The 25,335-nt window shown below is 74.0% G+C and carries 32 protein-coding genes; 18 read left to right on the forward strand and 14 right to left on the reverse strand.

The annotated features are described in order from the left end of the window. The first annotated feature begins 91 nt into the window (after positions 1–91). From ACH4OW_RS05070 to ACH4OW_RS05080, 3 genes are all read left to right on the forward strand, one after another. Positions 92–880, forward strand: coding sequence for a glutamate racemase (locus ACH4OW_RS05070; protein ID WP_398025029.1), 789 nt, complete (start codon positions 92–94; stop codon positions 878–880). Positions 881–939: 59 nt separating this feature from the next. Next, positions 940–1,569, forward strand: a complete 630-nt coding sequence (locus tag ACH4OW_RS05075) for a hypothetical protein (RefSeq protein WP_360138189.1) — start codon at positions 940–942, stop codon at positions 1,567–1,569. 73 nt (positions 1,570–1,642) lie between these two features. Next, positions 1,643–2,122 (forward strand): NUDIX domain-containing protein, encoded by a 480-nt coding sequence (locus ACH4OW_RS05080; protein ID WP_360138186.1) that lies wholly within the window; start codon positions 1,643–1,645, stop codon positions 2,120–2,122. 33 nt (positions 2,123–2,155) lie between these two features. Here ACH4OW_RS05080 and ACH4OW_RS05085 read toward each other — a convergent pair whose 3' ends face one another. Continuing rightward, positions 2,156–2,767 (reverse strand): hypothetical protein, encoded by a 612-nt coding sequence (locus ACH4OW_RS05085; protein ID WP_360138183.1) that lies wholly within the window; start codon positions 2,765–2,767, stop codon positions 2,156–2,158. 218 nt (positions 2,768–2,985) lie between these two features. Here ACH4OW_RS05085 and ACH4OW_RS05090 point away from each other — a divergent pair, with 218 nt between their 5' ends. Both ACH4OW_RS05090 and ACH4OW_RS05095 read left to right on the forward strand, forming a co-directional pair. Next, positions 2,986–3,183: a CsbD family protein gene (locus ACH4OW_RS05090; RefSeq protein ID WP_360138181.1), complete on the forward strand. Its 198-nt coding sequence runs from the start codon at positions 2,986–2,988 to the stop codon at positions 3,181–3,183. Positions 3,184–3,297: 114 nt separating this feature from the next. Next, positions 3,298–3,498 carry a hypothetical protein gene (locus ACH4OW_RS05095; RefSeq protein WP_360138179.1) on the forward strand — a complete coding sequence of 67 codons (201 nt, stop codon included), beginning with the start codon at positions 3,298–3,300 and terminating at the stop codon, positions 3,496–3,498. An 11-nt stretch (positions 3,499–3,509) separates the two neighbouring features. Here the strand turns inward: ACH4OW_RS05095 and ACH4OW_RS05100 are convergent, their stop codons facing one another. After that, a complete protein-coding gene (locus ACH4OW_RS05100) occupies positions 3,510–4,334 on the reverse strand; it encodes an SAM-dependent methyltransferase (protein WP_360138176.1) in 825 nt (274 codons plus the stop codon). A 349-nt stretch (positions 4,335–4,683) separates the two neighbouring features. Between ACH4OW_RS05100 and ACH4OW_RS05105 the strand changes: the two genes are divergently transcribed. From ACH4OW_RS05105 to ACH4OW_RS05125, 5 genes are read left to right on the forward strand one after another with little or no spacing between them, the layout of a single operon-like run. Beyond that, positions 4,684–5,262 carry an RNA polymerase sigma factor gene (locus ACH4OW_RS05105; protein WP_360138173.1) on the forward strand — a complete coding sequence of 193 codons (579 nt, stop codon included), beginning with the start codon at positions 4,684–4,686 and terminating at the stop codon, positions 5,260–5,262. A gap of 3 nt (positions 5,263–5,265) precedes the next feature. After that, the gene (locus tag ACH4OW_RS05110; RefSeq protein WP_360138170.1) at positions 5,266–5,988 is read left to right on the forward strand and encodes a hypothetical protein; all 723 of its coding nucleotides are present in this window, start codon (positions 5,266–5,268) and stop codon (positions 5,986–5,988) included. A gap of 41 nt (positions 5,989–6,029) precedes the next feature. After that, positions 6,030–7,241: an NAD(P)/FAD-dependent oxidoreductase gene (locus ACH4OW_RS05115; protein ID WP_398025033.1), complete on the forward strand. Its 1,212-nt coding sequence runs from the start codon at positions 6,030–6,032 to the stop codon at positions 7,239–7,241. 36 nt (positions 7,242–7,277) lie between these two features. Then, positions 7,278–8,732, forward strand: coding sequence for a 2-oxoadipate dioxygenase/decarboxylase family protein (locus tag ACH4OW_RS05120; protein ID WP_398025035.1), 1,455 nt, complete (start codon positions 7,278–7,280; stop codon positions 8,730–8,732). Next, positions 8,729–10,264 carry an aldehyde dehydrogenase family protein gene (locus ACH4OW_RS05125; protein ID WP_398025038.1) on the forward strand — a complete coding sequence of 512 codons (1,536 nt, stop codon included), beginning with the start codon at positions 8,729–8,731 and terminating at the stop codon, positions 10,262–10,264. Before ACH4OW_RS05120 ends, ACH4OW_RS05125 begins: the two co-directional genes overlap by 4 nt. Before the next feature lie 39 nt (positions 10,265–10,303). On the opposite strand, the gene ACH4OW_RS05130 is transcribed toward ACH4OW_RS05125, so the two are convergent. From ACH4OW_RS05130 to ACH4OW_RS05165, 8 genes are all read right to left on the reverse strand, one after another. Further along, positions 10,304–10,657: an STAS domain-containing protein gene (locus ACH4OW_RS05130; RefSeq protein ID WP_360138158.1), complete on the reverse strand. Its 354-nt coding sequence runs from the start codon at positions 10,655–10,657 to the stop codon at positions 10,304–10,306. Between the two features lie 228 nt (positions 10,658–10,885). Next, a complete protein-coding gene (locus tag ACH4OW_RS05135; protein ID WP_360138155.1) occupies positions 10,886–11,080 on the reverse strand; it encodes an antitoxin in 195 nt (64 codons plus the stop codon). Between the two features lie 96 nt (positions 11,081–11,176). Then, complete coding sequence (locus ACH4OW_RS05140) at positions 11,177–11,689, reverse strand: DUF5949 family protein (RefSeq protein WP_360138152.1); 513 nt, start codon at positions 11,687–11,689, stop codon at positions 11,177–11,179. 191 nt (positions 11,690–11,880) lie between these two features. Beyond that, the gene (locus ACH4OW_RS05145) at positions 11,881–12,468 is read right to left on the reverse strand and encodes an AAA family ATPase (protein WP_398025040.1); all 588 of its coding nucleotides are present in this window, start codon (positions 12,466–12,468) and stop codon (positions 11,881–11,883) included. Positions 12,469–12,674: 206 nt separating this feature from the next. Further along, positions 12,675–13,295 carry a hypothetical protein gene (locus ACH4OW_RS05150; protein ID WP_398025042.1) on the reverse strand — a complete coding sequence of 207 codons (621 nt, stop codon included), beginning with the start codon at positions 13,293–13,295 and terminating at the stop codon, positions 12,675–12,677. Positions 13,296–13,498: 203 nt separating this feature from the next. Next, positions 13,499–14,767 (reverse strand): MFS transporter, encoded by a 1,269-nt coding sequence (locus tag ACH4OW_RS05155; protein ID WP_398025044.1) that lies wholly within the window; start codon positions 14,765–14,767, stop codon positions 13,499–13,501. A gap of 466 nt (positions 14,768–15,233) precedes the next feature. Beyond that, positions 15,234–15,659, reverse strand: a complete 426-nt coding sequence (locus ACH4OW_RS05160) for a DUF4118 domain-containing protein (RefSeq protein ID WP_398025046.1) — start codon at positions 15,657–15,659, stop codon at positions 15,234–15,236. Between the two features lie 83 nt (positions 15,660–15,742). Further along, positions 15,743–16,471, reverse strand: coding sequence for a TetR/AcrR family transcriptional regulator (locus ACH4OW_RS05165; protein WP_398025049.1), 729 nt, complete (start codon positions 16,469–16,471; stop codon positions 15,743–15,745). Between the two features lie 97 nt (positions 16,472–16,568). Here ACH4OW_RS05165 and ACH4OW_RS05170 point away from each other — a divergent pair, with 97 nt between their 5' ends. Beyond that, positions 16,569–18,248 carry a CocE/NonD family hydrolase gene (locus ACH4OW_RS05170; RefSeq protein ID WP_398025052.1) on the forward strand — a complete coding sequence of 560 codons (1,680 nt, stop codon included), beginning with the start codon at positions 16,569–16,571 and terminating at the stop codon, positions 18,246–18,248. On the opposite strand, the gene ACH4OW_RS05175 is transcribed toward ACH4OW_RS05170, so the two are convergent. Further along, the gene (locus ACH4OW_RS05175; protein WP_360138138.1) at positions 18,206–18,592 is read right to left on the reverse strand and encodes a nuclear transport factor 2 family protein; all 387 of its coding nucleotides are present in this window, start codon (positions 18,590–18,592) and stop codon (positions 18,206–18,208) included. The genes ACH4OW_RS05170 and ACH4OW_RS05175 overlap by 43 nt on opposite strands. 158 nt (positions 18,593–18,750) lie before the next feature. Between ACH4OW_RS05175 and ACH4OW_RS05180 the strand changes: the two genes are divergently transcribed. From ACH4OW_RS05180 to ACH4OW_RS05210, 7 genes are all read left to right on the forward strand, one after another. Further along, positions 18,751–19,098, forward strand: a complete 348-nt coding sequence (locus tag ACH4OW_RS05180) for an ArsR/SmtB family transcription factor (RefSeq protein WP_398025054.1) — start codon at positions 18,751–18,753, stop codon at positions 19,096–19,098. Positions 19,099–19,199: 101 nt separating this feature from the next. After that, positions 19,200–19,445 carry a hypothetical protein gene (locus tag ACH4OW_RS05185; RefSeq protein WP_398025056.1) on the forward strand — a complete coding sequence of 82 codons (246 nt, stop codon included), beginning with the start codon at positions 19,200–19,202 and terminating at the stop codon, positions 19,443–19,445. Then, a complete protein-coding gene (locus tag ACH4OW_RS05190) occupies positions 19,442–19,915 on the forward strand; it encodes an MrpF/PhaF family protein (protein ID WP_398025058.1) in 474 nt (157 codons plus the stop codon). The genes ACH4OW_RS05185 and ACH4OW_RS05190 overlap by 4 nt, the downstream gene beginning before the upstream one ends. Next, entirely contained in the window at positions 19,908–20,201 is a 294-nt protein-coding gene (locus ACH4OW_RS05195) for a DUF4040 domain-containing protein (RefSeq protein ID WP_360138129.1), read from the forward strand. The genes ACH4OW_RS05190 and ACH4OW_RS05195 overlap by 8 nt, the downstream gene beginning before the upstream one ends. Next, complete coding sequence (mbhE, locus tag ACH4OW_RS05200) at positions 20,198–20,974, forward strand: hydrogen gas-evolving membrane-bound hydrogenase subunit E (protein WP_398025062.1); 777 nt, start codon at positions 20,198–20,200, stop codon at positions 20,972–20,974. Before ACH4OW_RS05195 ends, mbhE begins: the two co-directional genes overlap by 4 nt. Next, the gene (locus ACH4OW_RS05205) at positions 20,971–21,318 is read left to right on the forward strand and encodes a cation:proton antiporter subunit C (RefSeq protein WP_360138123.1); all 348 of its coding nucleotides are present in this window, start codon (positions 20,971–20,973) and stop codon (positions 21,316–21,318) included. Before mbhE ends, ACH4OW_RS05205 begins: the two co-directional genes overlap by 4 nt. A 38-nt stretch (positions 21,319–21,356) precedes the next feature. Beyond that, positions 21,357–23,201, forward strand: coding sequence for a complex I subunit 5 family protein (locus ACH4OW_RS05210; protein ID WP_398025240.1), 1,845 nt, complete (start codon positions 21,357–21,359; stop codon positions 23,199–23,201). 41 nt (positions 23,202–23,242) lie between these two features. Here ACH4OW_RS05210 and ACH4OW_RS05215 read toward each other — a convergent pair whose 3' ends face one another. From ACH4OW_RS05215 to dhaK, 3 genes are all read right to left on the reverse strand, one after another. Next, entirely contained in the window at positions 23,243–23,656 is a 414-nt protein-coding gene (locus tag ACH4OW_RS05215) for a PTS-dependent dihydroxyacetone kinase phosphotransferase subunit DhaM (protein ID WP_398025064.1), read from the reverse strand. Next, on the reverse strand, positions 23,653–24,276 hold the full coding sequence (dhaL, locus tag ACH4OW_RS05220) for a dihydroxyacetone kinase subunit DhaL (RefSeq protein WP_398025066.1): 624 nt from the start codon (positions 24,274–24,276) through the stop codon (positions 23,653–23,655). The genes ACH4OW_RS05215 and dhaL overlap by 4 nt, the downstream gene beginning before the upstream one ends. Before the next feature lie 62 nt (positions 24,277–24,338). Beyond that, positions 24,339–25,331: a dihydroxyacetone kinase subunit DhaK gene (dhaK, locus tag ACH4OW_RS05225; protein WP_398025068.1), complete on the reverse strand. Its 993-nt coding sequence runs from the start codon at positions 25,329–25,331 to the stop codon at positions 24,339–24,341. Positions 25,332–25,335: the final 4 nt, after the last annotated feature.

Raw genomic sequence — 25,335 nt, forward strand, 5'->3', positions numbered from 1 at the left:
GCGGCCGGAACCCGCCCGGCGGCCCCGCGGACGCCGCGGACGGCGATCACCGGTATGACAAGTACCGGGCGGCCCGGCGTAAAGTGTCCGGGTGAAGATCGCGCTCATGGACTCCGGTACCGGCCTGCTCGCGGCGGCCGCCGCGGTACGGCGGCTGCGGCCCGACGCGGACCTGGTCATCTCCTCCGACCCGGACGGCATGCCCTGGGGCCCGCGCCCGCCGCACGACATCGCGGCACACGCGCTCGCCGTCGCGCGCGCCGCCGCCGCGCACCGCCCGGACGCCCTGATCGTCGCCTGCAACACCGCCTCCGTGCACGCCCTGCCCGCCCTGCGCGCCGAGCTGGAGCCCGGACTGCCGGTCATCGGCACCGTCCCGGCCATCAAGCCCGCCGCCGCCACCGGCGGGCCCGTCGCCATCTGGGCCACGCCGGCCACCACCGGCAGCCCGTACCAGCGGGACCTGATCGAACGGTTCGCCTCAGGCGTCGAGGTCACCGGCGTGCCCTGCCCCGGCCTGGCCGACGCCGTCGAGAGCGCCGACGAGGCCGCGATCGACGCCGCCGTCGCGGCCGCCGCCGCGCACACGCCGCGGGACGTCCGCACCGTCGTCCTCGGCTGCACCCACTACGAGCTGGTCGCCGAGCGCATCCGCGCCGCCCTCCAGCAGCCGGGCGCTCCCGCGCTCGTCCTGCTCGGCTCCGCCGAGGCGGTCGCCGCCCAGGCCCTGCGCCGGATCGGCGCCGACCCGGCGCCCTCGGCCGAACCGGCCGGCAGCGTCACCGTGCTTCTCAGCGGCCGCCCCGGGCGGCTCCCCGAGGCCGCGCTCGCCTACGCCGAGGGGCGGCTCCTGGCTGCCGGCGAACCCGTCCGCCACTGAAGCCCCCCAAGGCGCGCGACACGCTGCCAGGGCGGGCAAAGGCGCGTACGCTGCGTCGTATGAGGGACCACCCCCACGAGGGGGCAGCAGCCCCCGGCAAGCACGGCAGCCCCGTCGGTGACGGCAACGGCGGGGGCTCCGGCAGTCACCCCGACCCCCCGGGCCCCGCTGACGTCCCCGAGGTGTGGCACGGACGTGCCACCAACCGCGTGCAGTGGCTGCTGGCCGGCATCGGTGCGGCCTGCATGGCGCTCGGCATCGAACTGGCCGTCGACAGCGCCTGGACCTCAGGACTGGCACCGCTGCTGATGTCGGTGGTGGGCTGCGTCCTGGCCGGTCTGCTGGTGCTCTTCGGCACCCTCGCCTTCGTCCACGTGGCCGTCCGGGTCGACAAGGACTGCCTGGAGGTGCGGTGCGGGCACATGGGCCTGCCCCGCCGCCGGATCCCGCTGGAGCACGTCGTCGGCGCGGATTTCGCGCCCCGGGTCACCCCGCGCCACTGGGGCGGCTGGGGCTACCGCTGGCGCCCCGAACAGGGCACGGCCGTGGTCGTGAGGCGGGGCGAGGCGGTGGTGCTCCGGCTCGGCGACGGCCGCAGCTTCACGATCACGGTGGACGACGCGGAGAACGCGGTGCGCTGCATCCGCGGCAGGTGCGGGACGGACAAGGGCCGCGCGGCGGGCGCCTGAGCCCGTAAGCGCCCACCTGCGCGCGGCGGGCACGCAACGCTCCCGTTAACCGGTGGTCGTTAGGGTGCCGGGTATGGCGACACCCGACTTCATCCGTGACATCAGGGCCGGCATCGGCCATCAGCTCCTGTGGCTGCCGGGCGTGAGCGCCGTGGTCTTCGACGACCGCGGCCGGGTCCTGCTGGGCCGCAGAGCCGATAACGGTATGTGGTCGATCATCGGCGGAATCCCGGAGCCGGGGGAGCAGCCGGCGCAGACCGCGGTCCGCGAGGTGTTCGAGGAGACCGCGGTGCACGTCGTGCCCGAGCGGGTGATCCTCGTCGAGGCGCTGCAGCGGGTCCGGTACCCCAACGGCGACGAGTGCCAGTTCATGGACGTCTCGCTGCGCTGCCGCGCGGTCGGCGGCGAGGCCGCCGTCAACGACGACGAGTCGCTGGAGGTGGGCTGGTTCGCGCTGGACGCCCTGCCGGAGCTGGAGGAGTTCGCGGTGGCCCGGATCAAGATGGCCCTGGACGACGGCCCGGCGTGGTTCGAGGGGATCGAAAGGGCTTAGCGCCCGCTCGCCCGCCGTACCGGCGGCCGCCGCTCACACCGGTGCCCACGGGAGGCGGATCGAGGTCTGGGACTCCTCGCCGCCCGGCAGGCCGGGGGCGCCGGGCTCCCCGGGCGCGCCGGGGTCGCCCGGCGACTGCCCCGGCCCGTCCGGCGGCGCCGAGCGGTCCGCCTCCTCCGTGTGCATCTGCTGCCGGCCGCCGTCCTTGCGGCAGCTGCTCAGCCAGGTGCCGGTGGGCCCGTTCTCGTACTGGCACTCCCAGCCCCGTACGGTCAGCGAGGGCCGGCCGGCGTCGGCCTTGCGGAAGAACTCGGCCATCACGCTCCGCGCCTCGGCGCAGCCGGCCGTCGGCCCGGCGCCGGGCCCGGAGAACAGGTGTGCGGTCAGGCCCTCGCCCATGGCGTCCGGCAGCGCCCCGCAGTCCAGCGGCTGCCCCGGGACGGCCGTGCCGGAGCCGGACGGGCCGGGGCCGCCGGTGGCTCCCGGGTCCCCCGACGGGCTTGCGGTGAGGCTCTTGGTGGGGCTCGCGCCCGGCGCGGAGCCGGTGGCGGCGGGGGACGCCGCGGTGTCGTCGGGGCCGCTGCCGCCGCACCCCGCGACGGCGAGGGCGAGCAGTGCGGTCGGTACGGCGATGAGCCGGCGCATGTCGAACTCCTTCGGCCGCGGGTCACGCAGGCAAGACGCTCCGCCGTACGGACGCTAGGAGCCCCGCGTGCGGGCTGCGATCCGGAACGGGCGAACGGGTGAACGGCGGGGCCGCCGGCCGCCGGCCCCGCGCGCTACCGGTAGCCGCCTCCGGATGCGCCCGCCGCCCGGCTGCGGCAGCGTGGGGGGTCCCACCAGCGGACCGTAGGGAGTACGTCATGGGCGAGAGCGCCATGGACAAGGCCAAGGGCAAGGCCAAGGAGATGACGGGCAAGGTCACCGGCAACGACCGGATGAAGGGCGAGGGCCGGACCGACCAGGCCAAGGGCAAGGCCAAGGACGCGGCGGACGAGGCCAAGGGCAACCTCCAGGGTATGCGGGACTCCCTCAAGAACAAGGGCGACCGCGAGTCCTGAACGGCTACGGACGCCCGCCGGGCCGTCGCCCGGCATCCCGCCCGCACCCCGCCTTCCGCACACCGGTGCGGGCGGCGGGGTGACCCGCGCGCCGGGACGCTCGTTGTGCAGGGCATGATCAAGAAAATCGCCGCAGCGGCCCTCCTGGCGGGCTCGGTCGTCTCCACGGCCCAGACCACCGCGGAGGCCGCGGGAATCCCGGAAGCGCTCCACACGACCACCCAGACGACGACGGAACTCCTCTTCCACCTCCCGAGCATCCAGGGGCTGCGGCCACCGCCCGGGTTCTCCTACCAGCAGGGCAACGGCGCGTAGGGCGCCCGCCGTCAGGGTTTGCGCGCGACCGCCGCGTAACTGGCGGCCTCCGCGTCCGTGACGTGCGTGGCGTCGCCGGGGTCGTCGGGGCGCCACTGGTGGGACAGGGTGACACCGGGCTCCAGCAGCTCCCAGCCGTCGAAGAAGCGGGTGAACTCGGCCTCCGTACGGTATTGCACCGACGTTCCCGCAGCGGCGTAGATCTCCAGGATCCGGCCCATCGCCTCGGGGGCGAAGTCGGCGGTGCCATGGGTCATCGCCAGCATGCTGCCGCTGGGCAGGGCCGCCTTGAGGTGTTCGACGACCCGGTGCGCCCGGTCCTGCCCGCCGTCCGGCACGAAGTGCATGAGGGCGTTGAGGCTCAGCGCGACCGGGCGGGCGAGGTCGAGGGTCTCGCGGACCCGGGGCGCGGTGACGATGGCGGCCGGGTCGGTGACGTCGGCCTGGAGGTAGGCCGTACGGCCCTCCGGCGTACTGCGCAGCAGCGCGGCGGCGTGGGCCAGCACGATGGGGTCGTTGTCCGTGTAGACGACACGGGCGTCCGGCGCGATGTCCTGGGCGATCTCGTGCAGGTTGGGCGGGGTGGGGATGCCGGTACCGACGTCCAGGAACTGGCGCAGGCCCGCCCGCGCGAAGACGCGGGTGGTGCGGTGCATGAACTCCCGGTTGACCCGCGCGGCGACCAGCGCCGCGGGGAAGACGGCGAGCACGCTGCCGGCGGCGGTGCGGTCGGCGAGGAAGTTGGTCTTGCCGCCGAGCAGGTAGTCGTAGATGCGGGCCGAGTGGGCGCGGTCCAGTTGCAGGTCCACCACCGGTTCGCCGTGCTGCTCGCTCATCGCGGTCCGCCTCCCCTGTACGGCTGCCGGGCTGCCGCCAGAGCACTACCCTGCGTGTCCCCGGTCATTCGCCCGGGGGCGACGCGGGCCGGGCCGCGCCGCCCCAAGTAATCACATGAACGCGTACGGCGAGATTTCTTGGCGGTCGGTGCCACAACGGGGCGGGTTTTCCGGTTCATTGGAAGGGAGGGCCGCCGCGCCCTCCCGCTGATGCCGGGGCCCGCCGGACTCCCGGACCGCGGCGAACGGAACGAGGACTTCACGTGAGTACGTACCGGTACGCCCTCCTCCCGCTGCCCGTCACCGCCCGCGTGCCCGGCGCCGGCCGTGACGGCGGACAGGGGCACCCGTGACCCACCGCCCGCCGCCACCGGCCGGCGAACAGCTGCGACAGGCCGGCCGGCGCCTGGCCGTCGCCTTCGAGGCGTTCCACGAGACGCACTACCGCAAATGGCTTGCCTACTCCTACCTGCACACCGGCACCGAGGACGCGGCTCTGGAGGTCACCGGCACCGCCTACCAGCGCTTACGGCTGTGCTGGCCGTACGCGCTCAAGCAGTCCTCGGTCGACGCCTACGCCTGGGCCGTCCTCAAGGAGTCCGTCGTGGACTGGCTCTGCCGGCACGGGCGGGCCACCGCGCTGACCGAGAGCGCGGCCTTCGCCGTCGTCACCCGCGCCCTGCTGCGCGAGTGCCAGCAGCAGTTCGCCCTCCTGGAGAGCCAGTTGGGCCTGTACGAGGCGATCGCACGCCTGCCCGAACGGCAGTGCGACGTGATCGTGCTGCGCCATGTCGTCGGGTACTCCGACGACCAGATAGCCGCCCTGCTCGGTGTCGACGAGGCCACCGTCCGCTCCCACGCGAGCCGCGGCAAACGCCGGCTCGCCGCCGCACTCGGCATCGAACCGGGCCCCACGAAGGGGAAGTGACCCATGCCGCACACCCGCCAGGCCGGCCGGGAGACCATCGAGTCCCTGCTGGCAGCAGCCGCCGACGTCCTCGCCGATTCCTACGGCTCCTACGACACCGCGGCGGCACGCGACCGGCTCACCCGCGACACCGGCGCCGACGCGCACACCGGGGCCGCCTACCCGGCCGCGCCGCGCCCGGACGCCCCGGCGCCCACCGCCTACCCGAGCGCCCACGACGAGGCCACCCACGAACTCGACCTGGCCTGCGCCCTGGTGGTCAACGCGGCCGCGGCAGCGGACAGCCTCGCCCGGCTGGTCGACGACCACCGCATCGACCCCGAAGGGGCCCTGGTCTTCGGCTGTCTGCTGCACATCACCGGACGCGCCGAGGCCGCCGACTTCTGGTGGCGGTTCGGCGCCGGCGGCGGCAGCCGCACCGCCGCCTACTGCCTGTACCTCTCCCACCGCCGGCGCGGCGAGTTCCGCGACGCCGCCTACTGGCGCACGCAGGCCGCGCACGACCCCGACGAGGAACCGCCGCCGCCCGCCGCCTTCGACGCACAGCACTTGCTGCCCGACGCCGCCCGGCACGCCCTGCTCGTCCAGTGGCACAGCGGCCTGGCGCCGACCCTGCCCGCCGCCCTGGAGAGCGTCATCAACCGCCTCACCGTCGCCGGCGACGACGAGGACTTCGGCGAGATCCCCCGCCCGTCGCCTACGCTCGTGGACGACCTGCGCCGGTGACCGGCGCGGCTCGCCCGGCGCGCCGAAGGAAAGGTGTCCGCATGCACCCCAGCACGGCTTCCGCGCCCGTCCCCGCACGCGCCGCCGTCGTGATCGTCGGCGGCGGCGTGCTCGGGGCGAGCATCGCGTTCCACCTGGCCGAGGCCGGCGTCGCGGGCGTGCTCCTGCTGGAGCGCGACCGGCCCGCCGCCGGCTCCTCGGGCAAGCCCATCGGCGGCGTACGCGCCCAGTTCTCCGACCCGCTCAACATCCGGATCGGCCGGCGCAGCCTGGAGGCGTGGCGGGCGTTCGGCGAGCGGCCCGGCGCCGACATCGGCCTGGCGAGCGTCGGCTACCTCTTCCTGCTCGGCGACGCCACCGAACGCGGCCTGTTCGCGGCGGGGGTGGCGGCGCAGAACGCGCTCGGCGTGCCGAGCCGGCTCATCGGTCCTGCCGAGGCCGCCGCGCTGTGCCCCTACCTCGACCCGGACCGCATCCTCGCCGCCGCGTACTGCCCCACCGACGGCTACGCACTGCCGGGGGCGGCGGTGACCGGCTACCTGCGCGCGGCCGTACGGCGGGGCGCGGCCGTCCGTACGCACTGCCCCGTCACCGCGATCGAGACGTCGGGCGGCACCGTGCGCGCCGTCCGCACCCCGCACGGCACGGTGCGCACCGGCGCGGTGATCTGCTGTGCGGGCGCCTGGTCGGCGGAGGTCGGCGCGATGGCCGGCGTACGGCTGCCCGTCACCCCGGTACGCCGGCAGATCGCGTTCACCGGGCCGCTCCACCCGGCGCCGCCCCGTATCCCGTTCACCCTCGACTTCGCCACGACCGCCTACTTCCACAACGACGGCGCGGACGGGCTGCTGCTGGGCATGTCGGACCCGCGCCAGAAACCGGGCTTCGGCCGGGAGTTCAGCCGGGAGTGGCTGGAACCCTTCCGTACGGCCGTCGCACGGCGGGCGCCCGCCCTGGCCGCGGTGCCGGTCAGCCACGGCTGGGCCGGCCTGTACGAGACCACGCCCGACAACAACGCGCTCATCGGCGAGTCGGCGGACGCCGGCCGGTTCCTGTACGCCACCGGCTTCTCCGGCCACGGCTTCCTCCAGGCGCCCGCGGTGGGGGAGTTGGTCCGCGACCTCTACCTGGGCCGGGAGCCGTTCCTCGACGTCGGGCCGCTGGCCGCCACCCGGTTCGAAGGCCGGGCGGGCAAGGGGGACACGGCGGGCGGCGGGCCTCGGGGCGGCCGCCCGGAAGCGCACATCATCTGACGCACCGGCAACCGGCCCACCAACCGGGAGGTCCGCATGATCCCCACCTGGCGGCTGCGCGCCGCCTTCGCCCGCCGGCTCTCCGCCCTGTACGGCACCGAGGTCCCCGCGTACACCACCCTTCTGGACGTGACGGGCGAGGTGAACGACGAGGTGGCGCGCCGGAACCCGGACGCGGGGCGGCTGGGCGGCCTCGAACGGGTCACCGCCGAGCGGCACGGCGCCATCCGCGTCGGCACGCCGCGGGAACTGCGCCAGGCCGCCCAGGTCTTCGCCGCCCTGGGCATGCGCCCGGTGGGCTTCTACGACCTGCGGGACGCGACCGGCAGCGCGGTACCGGTAGTCTCCACCGCGTTCCGGCCGGTCGAACCCGGCGAACTCGCCCGCAACCCCTTCCGCGTCTTCACCTCCCTGCTCACCACGGCGGACCGCCGGTTCTTCGACGCCGGGCTCCAGGCCCGGCTGGAGGCGTTCCTGTCCCGCCGCACCCTCTTCCCGCCGGAACTGCTCCCGCTCGCCGCCCGCGCCGAGCGGGAGCACGGCCTCGCACCGGAGGAGGCGGAACGCTTCCTCACCCTGGCGGTCGCCGCCTTCAAGCTCTCCCCTGAGCCGGTCGACCGCGCCTGGTACGCCGAACTCGCCCGCGTCTCCGCGGTCGCCGCCGACATCGGCGGGGTGACCCGTACCCACGTCAACCACCTCACGCCGCGGGTGCTGGACATCGACGCGCTGTACCGGCGGATGGCGGACCGGGGCGTCACGATGATCGACGAGATCCAGGGCCCGCCGCGCTGGGACGGGCCCGACGTCCTGCTGCGGCAGACCTCGTTCCGCGCCCTGGACGAGCTCCGCAGGTTCCGCGAACCGGACGGCAGCGTGACCACCGGCTCGCTGCGGGTCCGCTTCGGCGAGGTCGAGGCGCGCGGCGTCGCACTGAGCCGCGCGGGCCGCGCCCGGTACGACGCGCTCTGCGCGGAGACGGACCGGCGGCTCGCCGAGGACGGCCGGGCCGCCCGCCAGGACGTGGCCCGCGAGGTGTGGGAGGCCGGCTTCCCGCGAGAGGAACGCCTGCTCGCCACCGGGGAACTGGCCTTCTTCACCTTCCGCCCGGCGGCAGCGCGCCCGCGCGACGGGCGGCGGCCGCCCGCGGACCTCGCCGGGCTGCTGGACCACGGCTGGCTGACCGCCCACCCGATCGTCTACGAGGACTTCCTGCCCCGCTCGGCCGCCGGTATCTTCCGCTCCAACCTCACCGGCCAGGGCACCCGGGACGCCGCCCGCACCGGCACGCCCTACGACGAGCACCGGCTCTCCGCGATCCTCGAACGCCCCGTGCACGACCCCTTCGAGATCTACGCCGCCCAGCAGTACGCCGCCCTGCGGCACGCACTGGAGGCCCTGGGCGCGGACGACGCCCGCCGCGCCCTCGCGTCCCGCGCGACCGCCCCGCGCCCCTCCCCGCCGCCCCGTACCGAAGGAGCCGCCCCGTGAGCACCCGCACCCAGCTCCCCAGCACCGAGGAACTCCGCGACCGGGCCGCGCGACGGCTGCTCCGCTGCGGCGTGGCAGCCGTCCCTGAGGGCGTCGGCATCACCGCCCGTACGCCCGTCACCGGCGGCGTCCTGTACCGGCTGCCCGCCGCCACCGCCGAGGCGGCCGACGCCGCGATCACCGCCGCCGAAGCGGCGTTCCGCGAGTGGCGCACCGTCCCGGCGCCCCGGCGCGGCGCGCTGGTCAAGCGCCTCGGCGAACTCCTCACCGCCCATCAGGACGATCTCGCCGACCTGGTCACCATCGAGGCCGGCAAGATCCGTTCCGAGGCGCTGGGCGAGGTCCGCGAAATGATCGACATCTGCGACTTCGCCGTCGGGCTGTCCCGGCAGCTCTACGGGCGCACCATGACCAGCGAACGGCCGGGCCACCGCCTCGCGGAAACCTGGCACCCGCTCGGCGTGGCCGCGGTGCTCTCCGCGTTCAACTTCCCCGTCGCCGTCTGGTCGTGGAACACCGCCATCGCCCTGGTCTGCGGCGACCCGGTGGTGTGGAAGCCCTCCGAGCGGACCCCGCTCACCGCGCTGGCCTGCGACGCCCTGCTCGCCCGCGCGATCGCCGACACGGGCGCGCCGGGCGCGCTGCACCGGCTGCTGCTCGGCGGCCGGGACACGGGCGCGCTCCTCGTCGACGACCCGCGGATCGCCCTGGTCAGCGCCACCGGTTCGGTGCCGATGGGCCGCGAGGTGGCGCCGCGGGTGGCCGCCCGCTTCGGCCGCTGCCTGCTCGAACTCGGCGGCAACAACGCCGTCGTCGTCACGCCGTCCGCCGACCTGGAGCTCGCCGTACGGGGCATCGTGTTCTCCGCCGCCGGTACCGCGGGCCAGCGCTGCACGACCCTGCGCCGCCTGATCGTCCACGAGGACGTCGCGGACCGGCTGACGGAGCGGATCGTGCACGCCTACGAGCGGCTGCCCGTCGGCAACCCCTTCGACGACGCGACCCTCGTCGGGCCGCTGATCGGCCCCGGCTCCCACGCCGCCATGACCAAGGCCCTGGACGCCGCCAGGTCGGACGGCGGCACCGTGCTCACCGGCGGCGACCTGCGGCTGGCGGAACAGGCGCCGGGCGCCGCCTACGCCAGGCCCGCGGTGGTGCGGATGCCCGCGCAGACCGCCGTCGTCCGCGCGGAGACCTTCGCACCGATCCTGTACGTCCTGACCTACCGCACCTTCGACGAGGCCGTCGCGCTGCACAACGACGTGCCCCAGGGCCTGTCGTCCGGCATCTTCACCCGCGACCAGCGGGAGGCCGAACGCTTCCTGGCCGCCGACGGCTCCGACTGCGGCATCGCCAACGTCAACATCGGCACCTCGGGCGCGGAGATCGGCGGCGCGTTCGGCGGCGAGAAGGAGACCGGCGGCGGCCGGGAGTCCGGCTCCGACGCCTGGCGTTCGTACATGCGCCGGGTCACCACCACGGTCAACTACTCGGACTCCCTGCCGCTCGCCCAGGGAGTCGACTTCCTGTAGGCGCGGGGAGGCGGCCCGGAGGCGCGCCCGTCCGCGGCGTCAGTTGAGCGTGCGGGCGGGCAGCAGCCGCTCGATCACGACGAACCGCTCGTCGAGCGGCGCGAGGCGCAGCAGCCGGCGCACTATCGGGCGCGGACCCAGCAGCACCAGCCGGCCGCCGCGCTCGGTCACCCGCTCGCGGAGGCGGCAGAGCAGGGCCAGCCCGCTGCAGTCCATGAAGCCGACCTGGCACAGATTGACGACCACGGTCTCCGGGCGGGACGGCAGGGAGTCGTCTATGCCGGGCTGCAGTGCCAGCGCCAGAGCGAGGTCGAGTTCGCCTCGGAACGCGAGTACGAACTGGTCGCCGACCGTATACGTGTGCAAGGCCCCGTCGACGGTGCGTTCCGCCATGTCGCCCCCTACCGGATGCGCGGGCCGCAAAGCGGCTGCTGGCTGGTGGCACCGGGGACCGGGGTGCGGAAAAACCGTAGCCGGAGGCGCAAGAGGAGAATCGATCAGGCAAGCACGTATCGCTCGAACGGGTGAAGTCGAGCGATTTCTCTTGACGTGACGTTCCGGGCACGCGAACGTCCCGGGCCGGGCCCCGTCGGACGGGGTCCGGCCCGGGACGGCGCGCGATCAGGACTGCGGCGGCTGGTCCTGGCCCTGATCCCTGCCGAACTGGCTCTTGAGCTTGTCCTGGGCCGTGTCGACCTGGCCGCTGTACTTGCCCTGGCTCTTGTCGTCGACGAAATCGCCGGCCTTGTCGATGCCCTTGCCGGCCTGGTCCTCGTGGCCCTTGAGCATCTGCTTGAGCTTGTCCATCACGGACATGAGTCGTCCTCCTCACCGCTGACGCCCCCACCCTTCCAGGGTCACCGCGTCCGGCCGGTTCCGCATCCGGGGCGGCGCGGGGCCGCGGGCGACGCCCTACGCCGACTTGCCCTGCAGGCTGCGCACGGGAATCAGGCAGTGCGCGGAACTCTTGATCACGGACTCGTCGCCGGCGAAGGCCCGCAGCATGTCCTCGCTGACCGGGCCGCCGGGCCGCGCCTCGGGCCACGGCCGGGTGGCGAACATGCCGTACACCTGCCCGCGGTAGTCGGCCGCCGCCAGCCACTCCGGCGGCACCAGGCACTGCGCGCTGAAGACCGGCATCGTCAGCACCGCCCGGCCGGCCTCGACGATCAGCGTCAGCGGAAGGGAAGGGGTGCGGGACGCGTCCTGGAGCTCGCCGCCGACCAGCAGCCCGGCCTGGCCGAGCATCTTGCCCATGGCCTCCGACCCGGCCTCGGGGCCGTCCTTGCCGTCTCCGAGGGAGTAGGCGAGCAGGAAGGGGACATCGTGACCGTCCTCGGGGTGCGCGCCGCTCCACCCGATCATCATGAGCGTGCCCAGCTGGTTGAGCGGGAGGTTGCCGGTTGAGGCCTGGGATGTGGTCATGGCGGGCACCTTAGTGACCTCCACGACCCCTCGTGCGCACGCTTCACCCGGTCGGAGGAGCCTCGCCGACATCCAAGCCGAACGGGTACCGGCCACTCACCCGTACCGGCGACCACACCGCTCCCGTACGGCGGCAGGGCGGCGGCCGCGGGGCCTGCCGGGGGAGCGGGGCCCGTGCCCGCTGCCCTCGCTCAGGCGATGGCGCCCTCGGTCCAGGCGCGGGCCAGGATCTCGTTCACGGTCTGGTCCACGGTCTGGTCCGAGGTGTCCAGCCACAACCCGATCCGCGGGGTGCCCTCGCGCAGCGCCGTATCGAGGTCGCGCACGCCGAACGCGGGGCCGTAGGCGCTCTTCGCCCGGCCCGCCTCCCGCGCCTCGACCACCGCCGGGCTCGGGGCCAGCACGATCACCGCCAGCGGGCGGGTCCTGATGTGCTCGGCCATCTCGGTGAGGTGCTCGCCGAGCAGGATGTCCTGGGCGACGACGGTGAACCCCGCCTGCGCGTACTGGTCGGCGCAGACGGCGGTCAGCCGGTGCCGCAGGCGCAACTGGGCGACGGCCGCCTCGCCGGCGTCCGGCGTCATCTCGGCCCGGCCCCGGACGACCATGCGCCGGAACGTGTCGCCGCGCAGGTGCACCGACCGCGCCAGCCGCTCCGAGAGCGCCTGCGCCACGGTGGACTTCCCGGCCGCCTGAATGCCCGTCAGCACCACCACCCCCGGCCCGAGCCACGGCCCCCGCGGCTCGAAGGACGCGCTGCCGGTGAAGTGTGCCGTCATGGGGTCGACTGCCTTTCCGCAGGTGGGGCCGTACGGGACACGGGCGCGGCGGTCACCGGGGCGCTCCGCCGGGGCATCCTATCGCCGGGGCGGATTCCGCCCGGCAGCTGACGCCCCCTCGGGGACTTGGCGGCAGATCGCGGACACGGCCACCGAGCACGGCCACCCGCCGTCCCCCGGCTTCGGCCTCGGACGACCCCGGACAACTACTCCCGAGTCGTCCGGCCGGTGCCTGTCCGGGCGGCACCGGGCATGTCGTCTTGCACCCCCGGGTGACGTGTCTCCGCGTCTCGCAACGTGGCTTCTATCCCGCCGGGAATTCCGAGGTCGTGACGCATGGCGTCCCCCATGGCGTGGATCAGTGGCCAGAGCGCCTGCTGCGCTTCTGCGGCCGTTTGCAGCGTCTCGCCCGGTCGCGGGTTCCCCTGCTCCAGACGCTTCACCTGCCCATGGACACGGGTCAATGCCCCGTTCACCTCCCGGGCCGCCGCGAGCACCGCACCAGGGGCGATCATGATGGCCTCGGACCAGCCGTTCCGCTGAGCGTCCTTGGCTCCCTCCAGCGCCCGCACGTCCTCGTCCGCGACCGCACGGTCCCGTATGACGTAGAGGTGCCGGCTGAGAGCCGTGGCGAACTGCCGAGCATCTCGGTGCAGGTCGGTGTAGTTCCTGCGGCGCAGCTCGCGATCCTCGCGCGCCTCCTGGATAGCGCGGCTCAGTTCCAGCTCGCGCCGCTTGGTCCGGTCGGCACCCCGCTGAGTGAGCAACGCGCCCCCAAGGGTCCCTGCAACCCCGACTATCGCGATCAGTGCCGCTCCCATGTCCATGAGCAGCACTTTAGAAGGACGCCGGCGCTCGGGAGGGGCGGCAGTGCGATCTGAAACTCCGAGTTCTCCCAGGTCTGTGCCGCGGCGGCCCGTCGAATGCGATGTGCGCAAGCGGAGGCATGGACCCGGCAGTGTCCACACTGCGCATCAGGTCTGCGATACGTGCGGGCTCCGCCGTGGTCCCGGAAGCGTGAGCCGCGTCATCACCCATCGCTTACCTCCGCGTATTCGCCCACCGGCTGTTCATCCTGGTGGAAATCACGCACCCCGGGCACAAGCAGCACCAGCAGCGAGGTGGTGAGCTGTACGACCGCGGCGGCGGCAAGTACGGTCGTGCGACCCAGCGCGTCTGCCAGCGGCCCGGTGCAAGCGAGGCCGACTGGCAACAGGGCGAGGCTGCACAGCCAGTCGACCGAGCTGACCCGGCCGAGAAGTTCCGGGGGGAACTGGCGTTGCAGTGCGGTGTGCAGAAGGGCGTTGAAAGGCATCATCGCGAGTCCGGCGATGACGTAGCCGCCCACCAGCCACCACAGTGAGAAGGGAGCGAGCAGGACGAGGGGAACGGTGGTGAAGAGCGCGTTGAAAATCATCGCGCTCGTTCCGGGGCGCTTCAGCCGGACGCGTCCGATGACGATGGTGCCGATGAGGCCGCTCACGCTGAACATGGCGAGCACCAGGCCGTAGGAAGACGCCCCGGAGAACTTTTCCTGCGTGATGATCGGCAGGAGGACCATGTGAGGCGCGACGACGAACATGGTCTGGACCGCGGTCATGGCGAGAATGGCCGACGCCCAGCGGACGCGGCGCACCGCCGACAGCCCTTCCCGGGTTTCCCGGATGACGGACGAGCGGGCTTCCGGCTGCTTCATCGGCGGTTCGGTGACCGCGAGAACGCACAGCAGGCTGACCGCGAAGGAGGCCGCGTTGACGGCGAAGGCCACCCGGGTACCGGCAGTGGCCACCAGCAGACCGCCGAGCGCCGGCCCCACCACGGCTGCGGCGCTCTCCATGCCGCTGCGCCACACGTTGGCGCTGAGCAGGCGGTCCTCGGGAACGAGCGAGGGCACCAGACCGCCGTACGCGGGGCGGAAGAACGCCTCGCCGCTGCCCACCAGGAAGGTCATCACGGCGAGCGAGAGCGTTGCCGTGTCGAACGCTCCCAGTACCACCACGGTGATGGCCGCCAGCCGGAATCCGTCGGCGGCCGTCATCGCCCACCGCCGGGGCACACGATCTGCCCACACACCGCCGAGGAGCGCGAAGAGGACCGTGGCGAGCATCCGGCCGCCGATCACCAGCCCGACATCGCCGGCGTCACCGCCAACCTCGATCACCCGGAGAGACACGGCGATGGTGAAGAACTGGTCACCCACGGCGCTGACCGCTTGCCCGGCCCAGAGGAATCGGAACCCGCGCACTCCCATGGCGCTGTCGGCCAGGCGCCCGGTGAATTTCGTTTTCCGGTCGGCCATGCTCAGCCGACCGGGGTAGCGGTCGCGGAATCCGTCAACTGTCCGTAGCCGAACCCGCAGCAGTCACCCGTGAGGTCTTCGCCCCGCACCAGTGCCGGCCACGGAACGGTCCTGATTGTGCTGCCCGAATTGAATTCTCGGGATGCGCTGATGATGCGTGCCACCATGTCGAAATTAGCGCCAGGAGAATCAGGAAATGAACCACGCCATGAGGAGACCCTCGTCACCACTTCCCACCGGAGCGTGAATCAGTGCCATCTTGACTCCTTTCAGTCAACAGCCTTCGCGTAACTCTAAGCTGCACGCGCACCAAGAGCAACACGCTGATGACCTCAACTACCGCTGCCTGTATAGAACTTGCCAAAGAGTGGCGGGTATAGGTCCGGCGGGGCGCGGGAGTTGGGTCGCGGGTGGTGTTTCGGCGCGGTCCGCGCGCAGGTCGTCGGCGGGTTCGGGTGGTGTGGGCTCAGGTGGCGTGGGTGCGGGCGGCGTCCCTTGGGCGCCGGGTGCGTAGCCAGGACCAGGCGGTGCGGGCCGCCGAGCCGGGGGCGAGCGCGCGGGCGCAGGCGGTGGCCGCGGTGCCCGCCAGGCCCGAGAGCAGTACGACGGTCAGGTCCACGCGGTCGGCCGCGTGCCACGCCAGGTCGCCGCCGCGGTTGACGAGGAACCCGTCGAGGAACAGCCAGCACACCACGGCGGCGGCCAGGGCCCTGCCCGGCCGGGACAGGGCCGCGACCGCGGCTGCCAGGGCGGCGAAGGCGGCGGCCGAGAGCGCCGGGTGTGCCCGTCCGCCGCCGAGCATCAGGCCGATGACGAGCAGGGCCGACGCGACACCGGCGACCGGCAGGGCGAACGTGTCGGTCGGCCGGGCCGTGGGGACCTTCGGGGCCATGGTGACCGCCTCCTTATGGCGCCTCCCACGGTCAATCTCCGCGGCCCGGCCGGCCCAAACTGCGGGTTCGCGGGGCCCGTTGCTCAGCCGGACGCCGTCAGCCCGTTGATCATGCGGTCGAGGAGGCGGCCGAACGTGGCGTCGTGTCCCGGGGCGTCGTCCGGTGCCGTCAGGGCCCCGGCAACCAACGGATACGTCTCGGCGACGGCGGCGGACCGCAGGTAGCGGGCCTGTGCGTCGTGGAACTCGCGGGTGCTGTGGCCCGCGGCCTCCTCCTGGGCGAGCTCGTGCGTGACGTGGCCGGCCACGAAGTTGGAGAGCAGGCTGAAGATCTCCAGCCCGGCCTGGCCGCCCAGGCCCGCGGGTGCGAGTGCGGCGAGCGCGTACTCCAATGCGGCGAGGGTGTTCGGGCCGAATGTCTGCCGCGCGGGCAGTGCCGCCGGCAGCCAGGGGTGCCGCCGCATGATCGCGCGCTGTTCGTGGGCGAACTGCCGCAGGTCCGCACGCCAGTCGCCGGAGGGTTCCGGCGGCAGCCGGTGGTCGCCGCTCACGTGGTCGATCATCAGCTCCAGCAGCGTCTCCTTGTTGGGGACGTAGCTGTAGAGGGACATCGTGCCGGCCCCGATCCGGGCGGCGACCGCGCGCATCGTGACGGCGGCGAGCCCCTCGGCGTCGGCGAGGGCGACGGCCGCCGTGGTGATCGCGGCGCGGCTGTGGGCCGGCGGCCGCCCGCGCCGCGGGCGTTCGGCGGGTGCCCAGAGCGCTTCGGGATCCACCCCGGCGCTGCGGCCGGACGGGCCTGTACGGGTCACGGCAACCTCTCTCTGCTGGTGGCCGCCATCCAATCATCCGCTATTCTCGTACGCAGTACGAGAAATAAGCCGGTCCCGCACCAGGAATCGAGGCACCGTGACGACGGCGACGTACCACCCCTCGGCGAAGAAGCCACCCCTGCGCACCCGCGCCCTGCGGCGCACCCTGCGCGGCATGCCCCCCAAGCGCCACGACGCCGCGTACGAGCCCGGTCTCGTGGTGCCCGCCGCCGACGGCAGCCCGCTGCTGACCGACCACTACTTCCCCCTGGCCGGCGGCGACTTCCCCACGGTCCTGGTGCGCTCGCCCTACGGCCGGGGCATCCCGTGGGCGCCCATGTACGGCGTACTCCTCGCCGAGCAGGGCTTCCACGTCGTCCTGCAGAGCTGCCGCGGCACCGGCGGCTCCGGCGGGGAGTACGCGCTGTGGCAGCACGAAGCCGCCGACGGCCAGGCCACCGTCGCGTGGCTGCGCGAGCAGCCCTGGTTCACCGGCGTCCTGGGGACGACCGGCCCCAGCGCCCTCGGCTACGCCCAGTGGGCCCTGGCCCTGGACCCGCCGCCCGAGTTGCGCGCGATGGTGATCCAGGTCGGCCTGCACGACGTGCACGGCTTCTTCCACTCGTCCGGCGCCTTCGCCCTGGAAAACGCCCTGGTCTCCGCCATGGGCCGACTGCACTACGGGCGGGGCACGGCGAACTTCCTGCGGGCCGCGCTACGGCTGCGACGCCACCTCGGGAAGGCCACGCACACGCTTCCCCTCGGTGAGGCGTACGTGCCCGGCATGGGCGGCCGGGTGCCCTTCCTGGACGCGGCCATGGCCCACCCCGACGCGGCCGACGCGCACTGGCACGGGGCGGACGCCGGGGCCGCGGCCGAGCGGCTGTCCGTACCGACCAGCCTGGTCACCGGCTGGCACGACGTCTTCCTCGACCAGACGCTGCGGCAGTACGAAAGACTGCGCGGCGCCGGCTGCGACGCCACCCTGCTCGTCGGTCCCTGGACGCACAACTCCGCGATGCAGGAAGGCTGGCCCGAGGTCTTCGCCGACAGCCTCGCCTGGCTGCGGGCCCACCTGTGCGGCGACCCGTCCGGGCTGCGGGAGGCGAGGGTGCGGGTGCACGTCGGCGGCCGCCGGGAGTGGCGCGACCTCGCCGACTGGCCGCCGGCCGCGGCGGACCGCCGCTGGTATCTCGCCGATGACGGCACACTGGGCGACCGGGCTCCCGCGGCCGCGCCGCCGCTGGCCTTCCGTTACGACCCGGCCGACCCGACGCCCTCGGTCGGCGGGCCGCTGCTGTCGGGAAAGGCCGGACCCCAGGACAACGCGTCCCTGGAGGCCAGGGACGACGTGCTGACCTTCACCACCGCGCCGCTCACCGAGCCGGTCGACGTCCTGGGAGCGGCCGGCGTGGAACTCCGGGTGGGCGCGGACACCGGTCACGCCGACGTCTTCGTCCGGCTCTGCGACGTCGACGCGCGGGGCCGCTCGACGAACGTCTGCGACGGGCTGCGGCGGCTGCGGCCCGCCGGGCCGGGACCGGCCGCCGTCACGGTGACGACGAGCCCCACCGCGTACACCTTCGCGGCCGGACACCGCATCAGGCTCCAGGTCAGCGGCGGCGCCCATCCGCGCTTCGCCCGCAACACCGGTACGGACGAGCCGCCGGCGGCCGCCACCCGGCTCGTGCCCACGGAAGTGGCGCTCCACCACCCGTCGGTGCTGGTCCTGCCTCAGACGAAGAAGGCGTTCATGCCGTCCACGTCGGAGAGGTAGGTCTCGATGGCCGCGATCCGGCCGTCGCGCACGGTGCACACCGTCGAGAGGTGCTCGTCCAGGACCACGTCGCCGCGCTGGGCGGTGTTGTGCAGGGACAGCGCCATGTTGCGCGGGCTCACCAGGATGTGGAGCAGGGCGAAGTTCAGGCCGTACCCGGCGATCTTCCGGGCGCGCTCGACGACCGCGTCCGCGCCGTGCGCCGTACCGGAGATCGTGTTCGAGCCGGGCAGCTCCCAGGTCGCGTCCTCGTGCAGGAGCGAGCGGATCAGGTCCCAGTCGCCGGTGGCGAGCGCGGCGTGGAACTGCTTGCCGAGGGAGTAGTTGTCCTCGTAGATCGTCATGAGGGTGGTGCTCCTTCGTGTCGGGTTCGGTTCGGGTTCGGGTCGGGTGTCAGTTCGTCAGTTCGTATGTACTAGAACTGTAGCACTTGGGGTGTCCGGCGGTGCGGAGGCAGGTCCGGCCGCGGCCGGGTGTCCGTCCGTCCGCGTACGCTCGGAGCATGGCTGTACTGAGTCACCCCGACCGTGCCGAACTACGCATCGCGGACGTCCTGGAGGCGTTCGCGCACCCGATCCGGCTGCGCATCGTGCACCGGCTCGCGCACGGCGCCGAGCGATCCTGCGGCGAGCTCCTGCCCGAGGTGTCGAAGTCCACCGCCAGCCATCACTGGCGCGTGCTGCGCGAGAGCGGCGTCCTGCACCAACGGCGCGAAGGGCGCCGCCTGCTGATGCACCTGCGGCGCGAGGACCTGGAGGCGCGCTTCCCCGGGCTGCTGGACGTGGTGCTGGCCGCCGCGGCGGAGGATCCCGAGGTGGTGGCCGAGGCGGGGGCGGCCGGGGCGCGTTAGTGCGGTGCCCCGTCCGGATGGCCCGTTCGGCGCGGTTTGTCCGGTGACGGTGCGTCGCATGAGAACCTGACGGCCGGGTACGCGAGGCCGGAGGTGAGCGCATGTCCGGTGGTGAGCACATGTCCGGTGTGGTGAGACCGACCGCTGCGGCGGCCGTGGAACTGGCCGTCTGGTGGGCCGCGCTGGCCGGGCTGTGGCTGGTGCTGGTCAGCAGCCTGGACACGCTGGAGTGCGCCGTCGGCGCGGCAGCCGCCCTGCTCGGCGCCTTCGCCGCCCGCGCCGCACGCCGGGCCGCCGCCACCGGCCGCCGGCCGCACGCCGGCCCGGGGGAGGGGCGGCCCCGATGAACGGCTGGCTGTTCGCCGCCGCACTTCTGCTCCTCGTCGGCTTCGCGCCCACGGTGTGGGGCGCGGCCGGCGGCCCCGTACGGCGGCGGGTCATGGCGCAGAACCTCGCGACCCTGGCCGCTTGCCTGGTCGTGCTGCTGCTCGCCCAGGGCTACGAGCGGCCCGCGTACGTGGACCTGGCCCTCGTCCTCGCGGTCCTCGGGCCCGCGGGAACGCTCGTCTACGCCCGGCTGCTCGCCGACGAACTGACCGAGCGGCCCGCGCACGACCGTGTCGTACGCGCCCTCGAACGCGCCATGACACCGCTCGCCGCGGTCGCCGTCCCGCTGGTGGTGCTGCCGCTGTGCGTGGCGGCCGGGCCGGGCAGGGCGATGGTGAAACTCCTGGCCATCGGGGTGCTACTAGTCGGAGGGAACATCGTCTCCACGCGCGCGCTGTCGCGCGAAGGGGGTGGCGCTGCCCATGGGTGACGCGCTGATCGTGCTGTCCCTGGCGCTGGTCGCGGCGGCCGCCACCGCCGCCGTACTGGCACGCGACCCGGTCCGGCAGTCCACCGTGCTGGCGCTCCTCGGACTCTCCCTCGCCATCCTCTTCGCCGTCCTCCAGGCGCCGGACGTCGCCCTCTCCCAACTCGCCGTCGGCTCCGCGCTCACCCCGCTGATGCTGCTGCTCGCCGTACGGAAGGTACGGCGCAGGGGCCGCGCGGGCGGCAGCAGCGAAGCGGCCCGGGGCCGGCGTGGGGAGGGGCGGCAGTGAGCAGGCGGACCCGGATGTGGGTACTGGCGATCGGCGTCCTGGGCCTGGCCGCGCTGCTGGCCGCCGCGAGCCTGGGGCTGCCGGAGTTCGGCGGCGACCGGCATCCGTACGGCGTCCGCGCCGTACAGGCCGCCCTCGCCCGGCACACCTCCAACGTCGTCTCGGCCGTCAACTTCGACCAGCGGGCCTTCGACACCCTGGGCGAGGAATCGATCCTCTTCTGCGCGGCGCTCGGCACCGTCGTGCTGCTCCGCCAGACGCGCGACGAACACCGCGTACGGCCCGAACCGGCGCGCGTCTCCCCGCCCGTACGCCGGTACGCGCTCGTCGCGCTCCCGGTGACCCTGCTCATCGGCCTGTACGTCGTCGCCCACGGCCAGCTCAGCCCCGGCGGCGGCTTCCAGGGCGGCGTGGTGATCGCCACGGCCCTGCACCTGCTCTACGTCGCCGTGGACTACCGGGCGCTGGAACGCATCAGGCCGGTCGGCCTGTACGCGGTGGCGGACGCGGCGGGGGAGGCCGCCTACCTCCTGCTGGGCGCCGCCGGCCTGCTCGCGGGCACCGCCTACCTGGCGAACTTCCTCCCGTACGGCACCTTCAACACCCTCGCCTCCGGCGGCACGGTCCCCCTGCTCAACGCCGCCGTCGGGGTGGAGGTCGCCGGCGGCGTCGTGGTCCTGCTGGCCTCCTTCCTCGACCAGGCCGTCGAGATCACCGACGGCGGCGGGGGCACCCGCGGCCGCGGCACCCCGCCCGGGAAGGAGCCGGCATGAGCGTGCTGCCGTATCTCGTCGCCGGCTGGATCTTCCTGATCGGCTGTTACGGCCTGGCCACCAGCCGCAACCTCATCCACGCTGTCGGCTGCCTGGCGGTCTGCCAGGCAGCCACGTACGTCCTGCTGCTCGCCATCGGCTACCGGGACGGCGGCACCGCGCCGGTCTTCTCCGACCTGGATCCCGGCACCCGCCCGGTCGTCGACCCCGTCGTCCAGGCGCTGACGCTCACCGACGTGGTCGTGGGCGCGACGGTCACCGCGCTGCTGCTCGCCCTCGTCGTCCAGGTGGGCAAGCGGCACGGGACCGTCGACCCGGACGAACTCTCGGAGCTGCGCGGGTGACCGCGACCGGCGCCGTCACCGGCTCGGCGGCCGTGACCCTGACCCCCGCCGCCACCCTGCCCCTCGTCGTGGCCCTCCCGCTGCTCGGCGCCGCCTTCCTGGTGGCGGCGGGCCGCCGGATGCCGCGCCGGGCCGCCGAGATCGCGGGCACCGGCTGCGCGGCGGGCACGGCGGCGCTGGCCCTGTCCGTACTGCTGCGCAGCCCGGCGGCGGACAGCCCGGGCGCGCACGCCGTCGAATGGCTGGGCGGCTGGCACCCGCACGGCGGCGCGGGCGTCGGCATCGTCCTGGTCGGCGACCGGACCGGCGCCGGCCTGGCCACCGTCACCTCCCTGCTCGTCGTGGCCGTACTCGCCTACTCCTGGCGGTACTTCGACGAGCCGCCGCACCGCCAGGCCGGCACCTTCCCCGCCCTCGTCCTCATCTTCCAGGCGGGCATGTGCGGCTTCGCGCTCACCGGCGACCTCTTCAACGCGTTCGTCTTCTTCGAGCTGATGGGCGTCGTCGCGTACGCGCTCACCGGCTACCGCGTCGAGGAGAAGCGCGCCGTGCAGGGCGCGCTCACCTTCGGCGTCGTCAACTCCCTCGGCGGCTACGCGACCCTGCTCGGCGTCGGCCTGCTGTACGGACGCACCGGCGAACTCGGCTTCGCCCAGATCGGCAGCCGCCTGGACGCCCACCCCGGCGGGCCGGACGCGCTCGTCCTGACCGCCTTCGTCCTCGTGCTGACCGGCCTGCTCGTCAAGGCGGCGGTGGTGCCCTTCCACTTCTGGCTCCCGGACGCGCACGCCGTCGCGCCCACCCCCGTGTGCATGCTGCTGTCCGGCGTCATGGTCGAACTCGGCGTGTACGGCACGGCCCGCGTCTACTGGACCGTCTTCGCGGGTCCCGGCGGCATCCCCACGGCCGACGCGCACCGGATGCTCCTGGCCCTCGGCACGCTCACCGCCCTCGCCGGCGCGCTCATGTGCTGGCAGCAACGCCACCTCAAGCGGCTGCTGGCCTTCTCGACCGTCGCGCACACCGGCCTGTTCCTGATCGGGCTCGCCGCCATGACACCGGAAGGCACCGGCGGCACGGCCCTGTACGTCCTCGGGCACGCGGGTGTGAAGGCCGCGCTGTTCGCGGCCACCGGCATCCTCCTCGACCGCTTCCGCAGCGTCGACGAACTCGAACTGTACGCCCGCGGCCGGGAACTCCCCCTGATCGGCGTGGTCTACGCCACGGGCGGGCTCGCCCTGGCCGGACTGCCGCCCTTCGGCACCGGACTGGGCAAGGCCGTCGCCGAGGAAGCGGTGGGAGGCTGGCCGGCCGCCGTGTTCGTGCTGGTCTCGGCGGTCACCGGGGGAGCGGTGCTGCGCGCCGGGGCACGGGTCTTCCTGGGGCTGGGCGTACGACCCGACGACGCCGTCCCCGAGGGGAACTGCCCGGACGAGACCAGCGGCAAGGACGAACAGCCCGAGACCGCGGGCCCGCTGAGCCGCATCCCCGACACCATGCTGGCCGTACCGGTCGCCCTGCTGGCGGGCACGCTGGCCGTCGGCCTCCTACCGGGCCTGCACGCGGCGGCCGGCCGGGCGGCGGACGCCTTCACCGACCGGGCGGGTTACGCGGCCGCCGTCCTCGGCACGCCCTCGGCCGCCCCCGTGCCGACGCCCGGACCGCACTGGTCCATGGTGGGCGCCGGCTTGGGGCTGCTGTCCGCCGCCCTGGCCTGCGTCCTGGCCTGGTGGGCCGTACGCAGGCCGGGGGGACCGGTCGAACCGGCCCGCTGGGCGGCGCCGCTGCGCCGCCTGCACTCCGGGCACATCGGCGACTACGTGGCCTGGGTGCTGGCGGGAATGGTGCTGGTAGCGGCCCTCCTGCTACCCGCCCTCCGGTAAGCGCCCCCGCTCCTCGCTCCCGGCCCCTCTCTCCTCGCTCCTCACTCCTTCCGGTAGGAGTACGCCTCCCCGGCCGCCGCCGCGACCGCGTCCAGATCCGCGCCGGCCGAGGCGGTGACCACGGCGGCCACCGCGCCCTCGACGAACGGCGCGTCCACCAGCCGCGTGCCCTCCGGCAGTTCGTCGCCCTCGGCGAGCAGCGCCTTGACGGTCAGCACGGCGCTGCCCAGGTCCACGAGGACCGCGACACCCGCACCGCGGTCCACCTTCCGCGCCGCCTCCGTGATCAGCTCCGCACTCGTACCGAGGCCGCCGTCCGGGGTCCCGCCCGCGGCCGCCAGCGGCGCCTGGACGCCGCCGCCCGCGAGCCCGGCCGCCAGCCGCGCCACCGACTCGGCCACCGGCCCGCTGTGCGACACCAGCACGATGCCCACGAGCGCCTCGCCGCCGCTCACTCGGCGCCCTCCTTCTCCGCCGTCTCCGCCAGCGCCGCGAACAGCAGCGCCGACGAGGCGGCGCCCGGGTCCTGGTGGCCGATGCTGCGTTCGCCGAGATAGCTCGCCCGGCCCTTGCGGGCCCGCAGCGGCACGGTCGCCAGCGCTCCCTGCGCGGCAGCCTCGGCGGCGGCGCGGAACGACCCGCCCAGGGCCTCGACCGCGGGGTCGAGCGCGTCGAGCATCGTCTTGTCGCCGGGCGCCGAACCGCCCAGCTGGGCCACCCCGTCCACCCCGGCCCGCAGCGCCGCGCGCAGGTCCTCGGCCGTGACCCGGTCCGCGTCGCCGAGCGCCTTGCCGGTACGCCGCAGCAGCGTCCCGTACAGCGGACCCGACGCGCCGCCCACCGTGGAGATCAACTGCCGCCCTGCCGCGGCCAGCACGGCGCCGGGCGTCCCCGGCGGCTCCCCTTCGAGCGTCCCGGCGACGGCCGCGAAGCCGCGCCGCAGGTTGCTGCCGTGGTCGGCGTCGCCGATCGCGGAATCCAGCTCGGTGAGCCGGTCCGCCTCCCGCTCGACGGAGGCCGCTGCCGCCGTCAGCCAGCGGACGAAGAACCCGGCGTCCAGGGACGTTTCCGACACAAACCGCTCCTTTGCTCGTACTTGTTCCCGCCCGCGGTCACGGACCGGCGGACGCGCACCGCTCACCGCCCCCACCGCAGCCCGGCCGTCTGCACCGGCGCGTCCCACAGGCGCAGCAGCTCCTCGTCGGCCTGGCACAGCGTCACCGAGCAGCCGGCCATGTCGAGCGAGGTGACGTAGTTGCCGACCAGCGTACGAGCGACCGGTACCCCCCGCTCGGCGAGCACCCGGTGCACCTCGCCACCGAAGCCGTACAGCTCCGCCAGCGGGGTCCCGCCCATGCCGTTCACCAGCGCCAGCACCGGCTGCCTGGGGCGCAGGTCCGCCAGTACCGCGTCCACCGCGTAGTCCGCGATCTCGCCGGCGGTCATCATCGGGCGCCGCTCCCGCCCCGGCTCGCCGTGGATGCCGACCCCCAGCTCCAGTTCGCCGGCGGGCAGGTCGAAGGTCGGGCCGCCCTTGGCGGGCGTCGTACAGGGGCTCAGCGCCACGCCGAAGCTGCGCGAGGAGTCCACGACCCGGCGGGCCAGCGCCGCCACCCGGTCCAGCGGCGCGCCCTCCTCGGCCGCCGCGCCCGCGATCTTCTCCACGAAGAGCGTGGCGCCGGTGCCGCGCCGCCCGGCGGTGAAGAGCGAGTCGGTCACCGCCACGTCGTCGTTGACCAGCACGCTGTCGACCCGCACCCCCTCGTCCTCCGCCAGCTCGGCGGCCATCTGGAAGTTCAGCACGTCACCGGTGTAGTTCTTCACCACGAACAGCACACCCTCGCCGCTGTCCACGGCTGCGGCGGCCCGCACCATCTGGTCCGGAACGGGCGACGTGAAGATTTCCCCGGGGCACGCGGCATCCAGCATCCCCGGCCCGACGAACCCGCCGTGCAACGGCTCGTGCCCGCTCCCGCCGCCGGACACCAGCCCCACCTTCCCGGCCACCGGCGCGTCCCGCCGCACGATCACCCGGTTGTCGACGTCCACCACCAACTCGGGATGCGCCGCCGCCATACCGCGCAACGCGTCGGCGACCACGGTCTCGGGGACGTTGATGAGCATTTTCATGCGG

Source organism: Streptomyces sp. NPDC017056 (genome assembly GCF_044332485.1).
Lineage (GTDB): Bacteria > Actinomycetota > Actinomycetes > Streptomycetales > Streptomycetaceae > Streptomyces.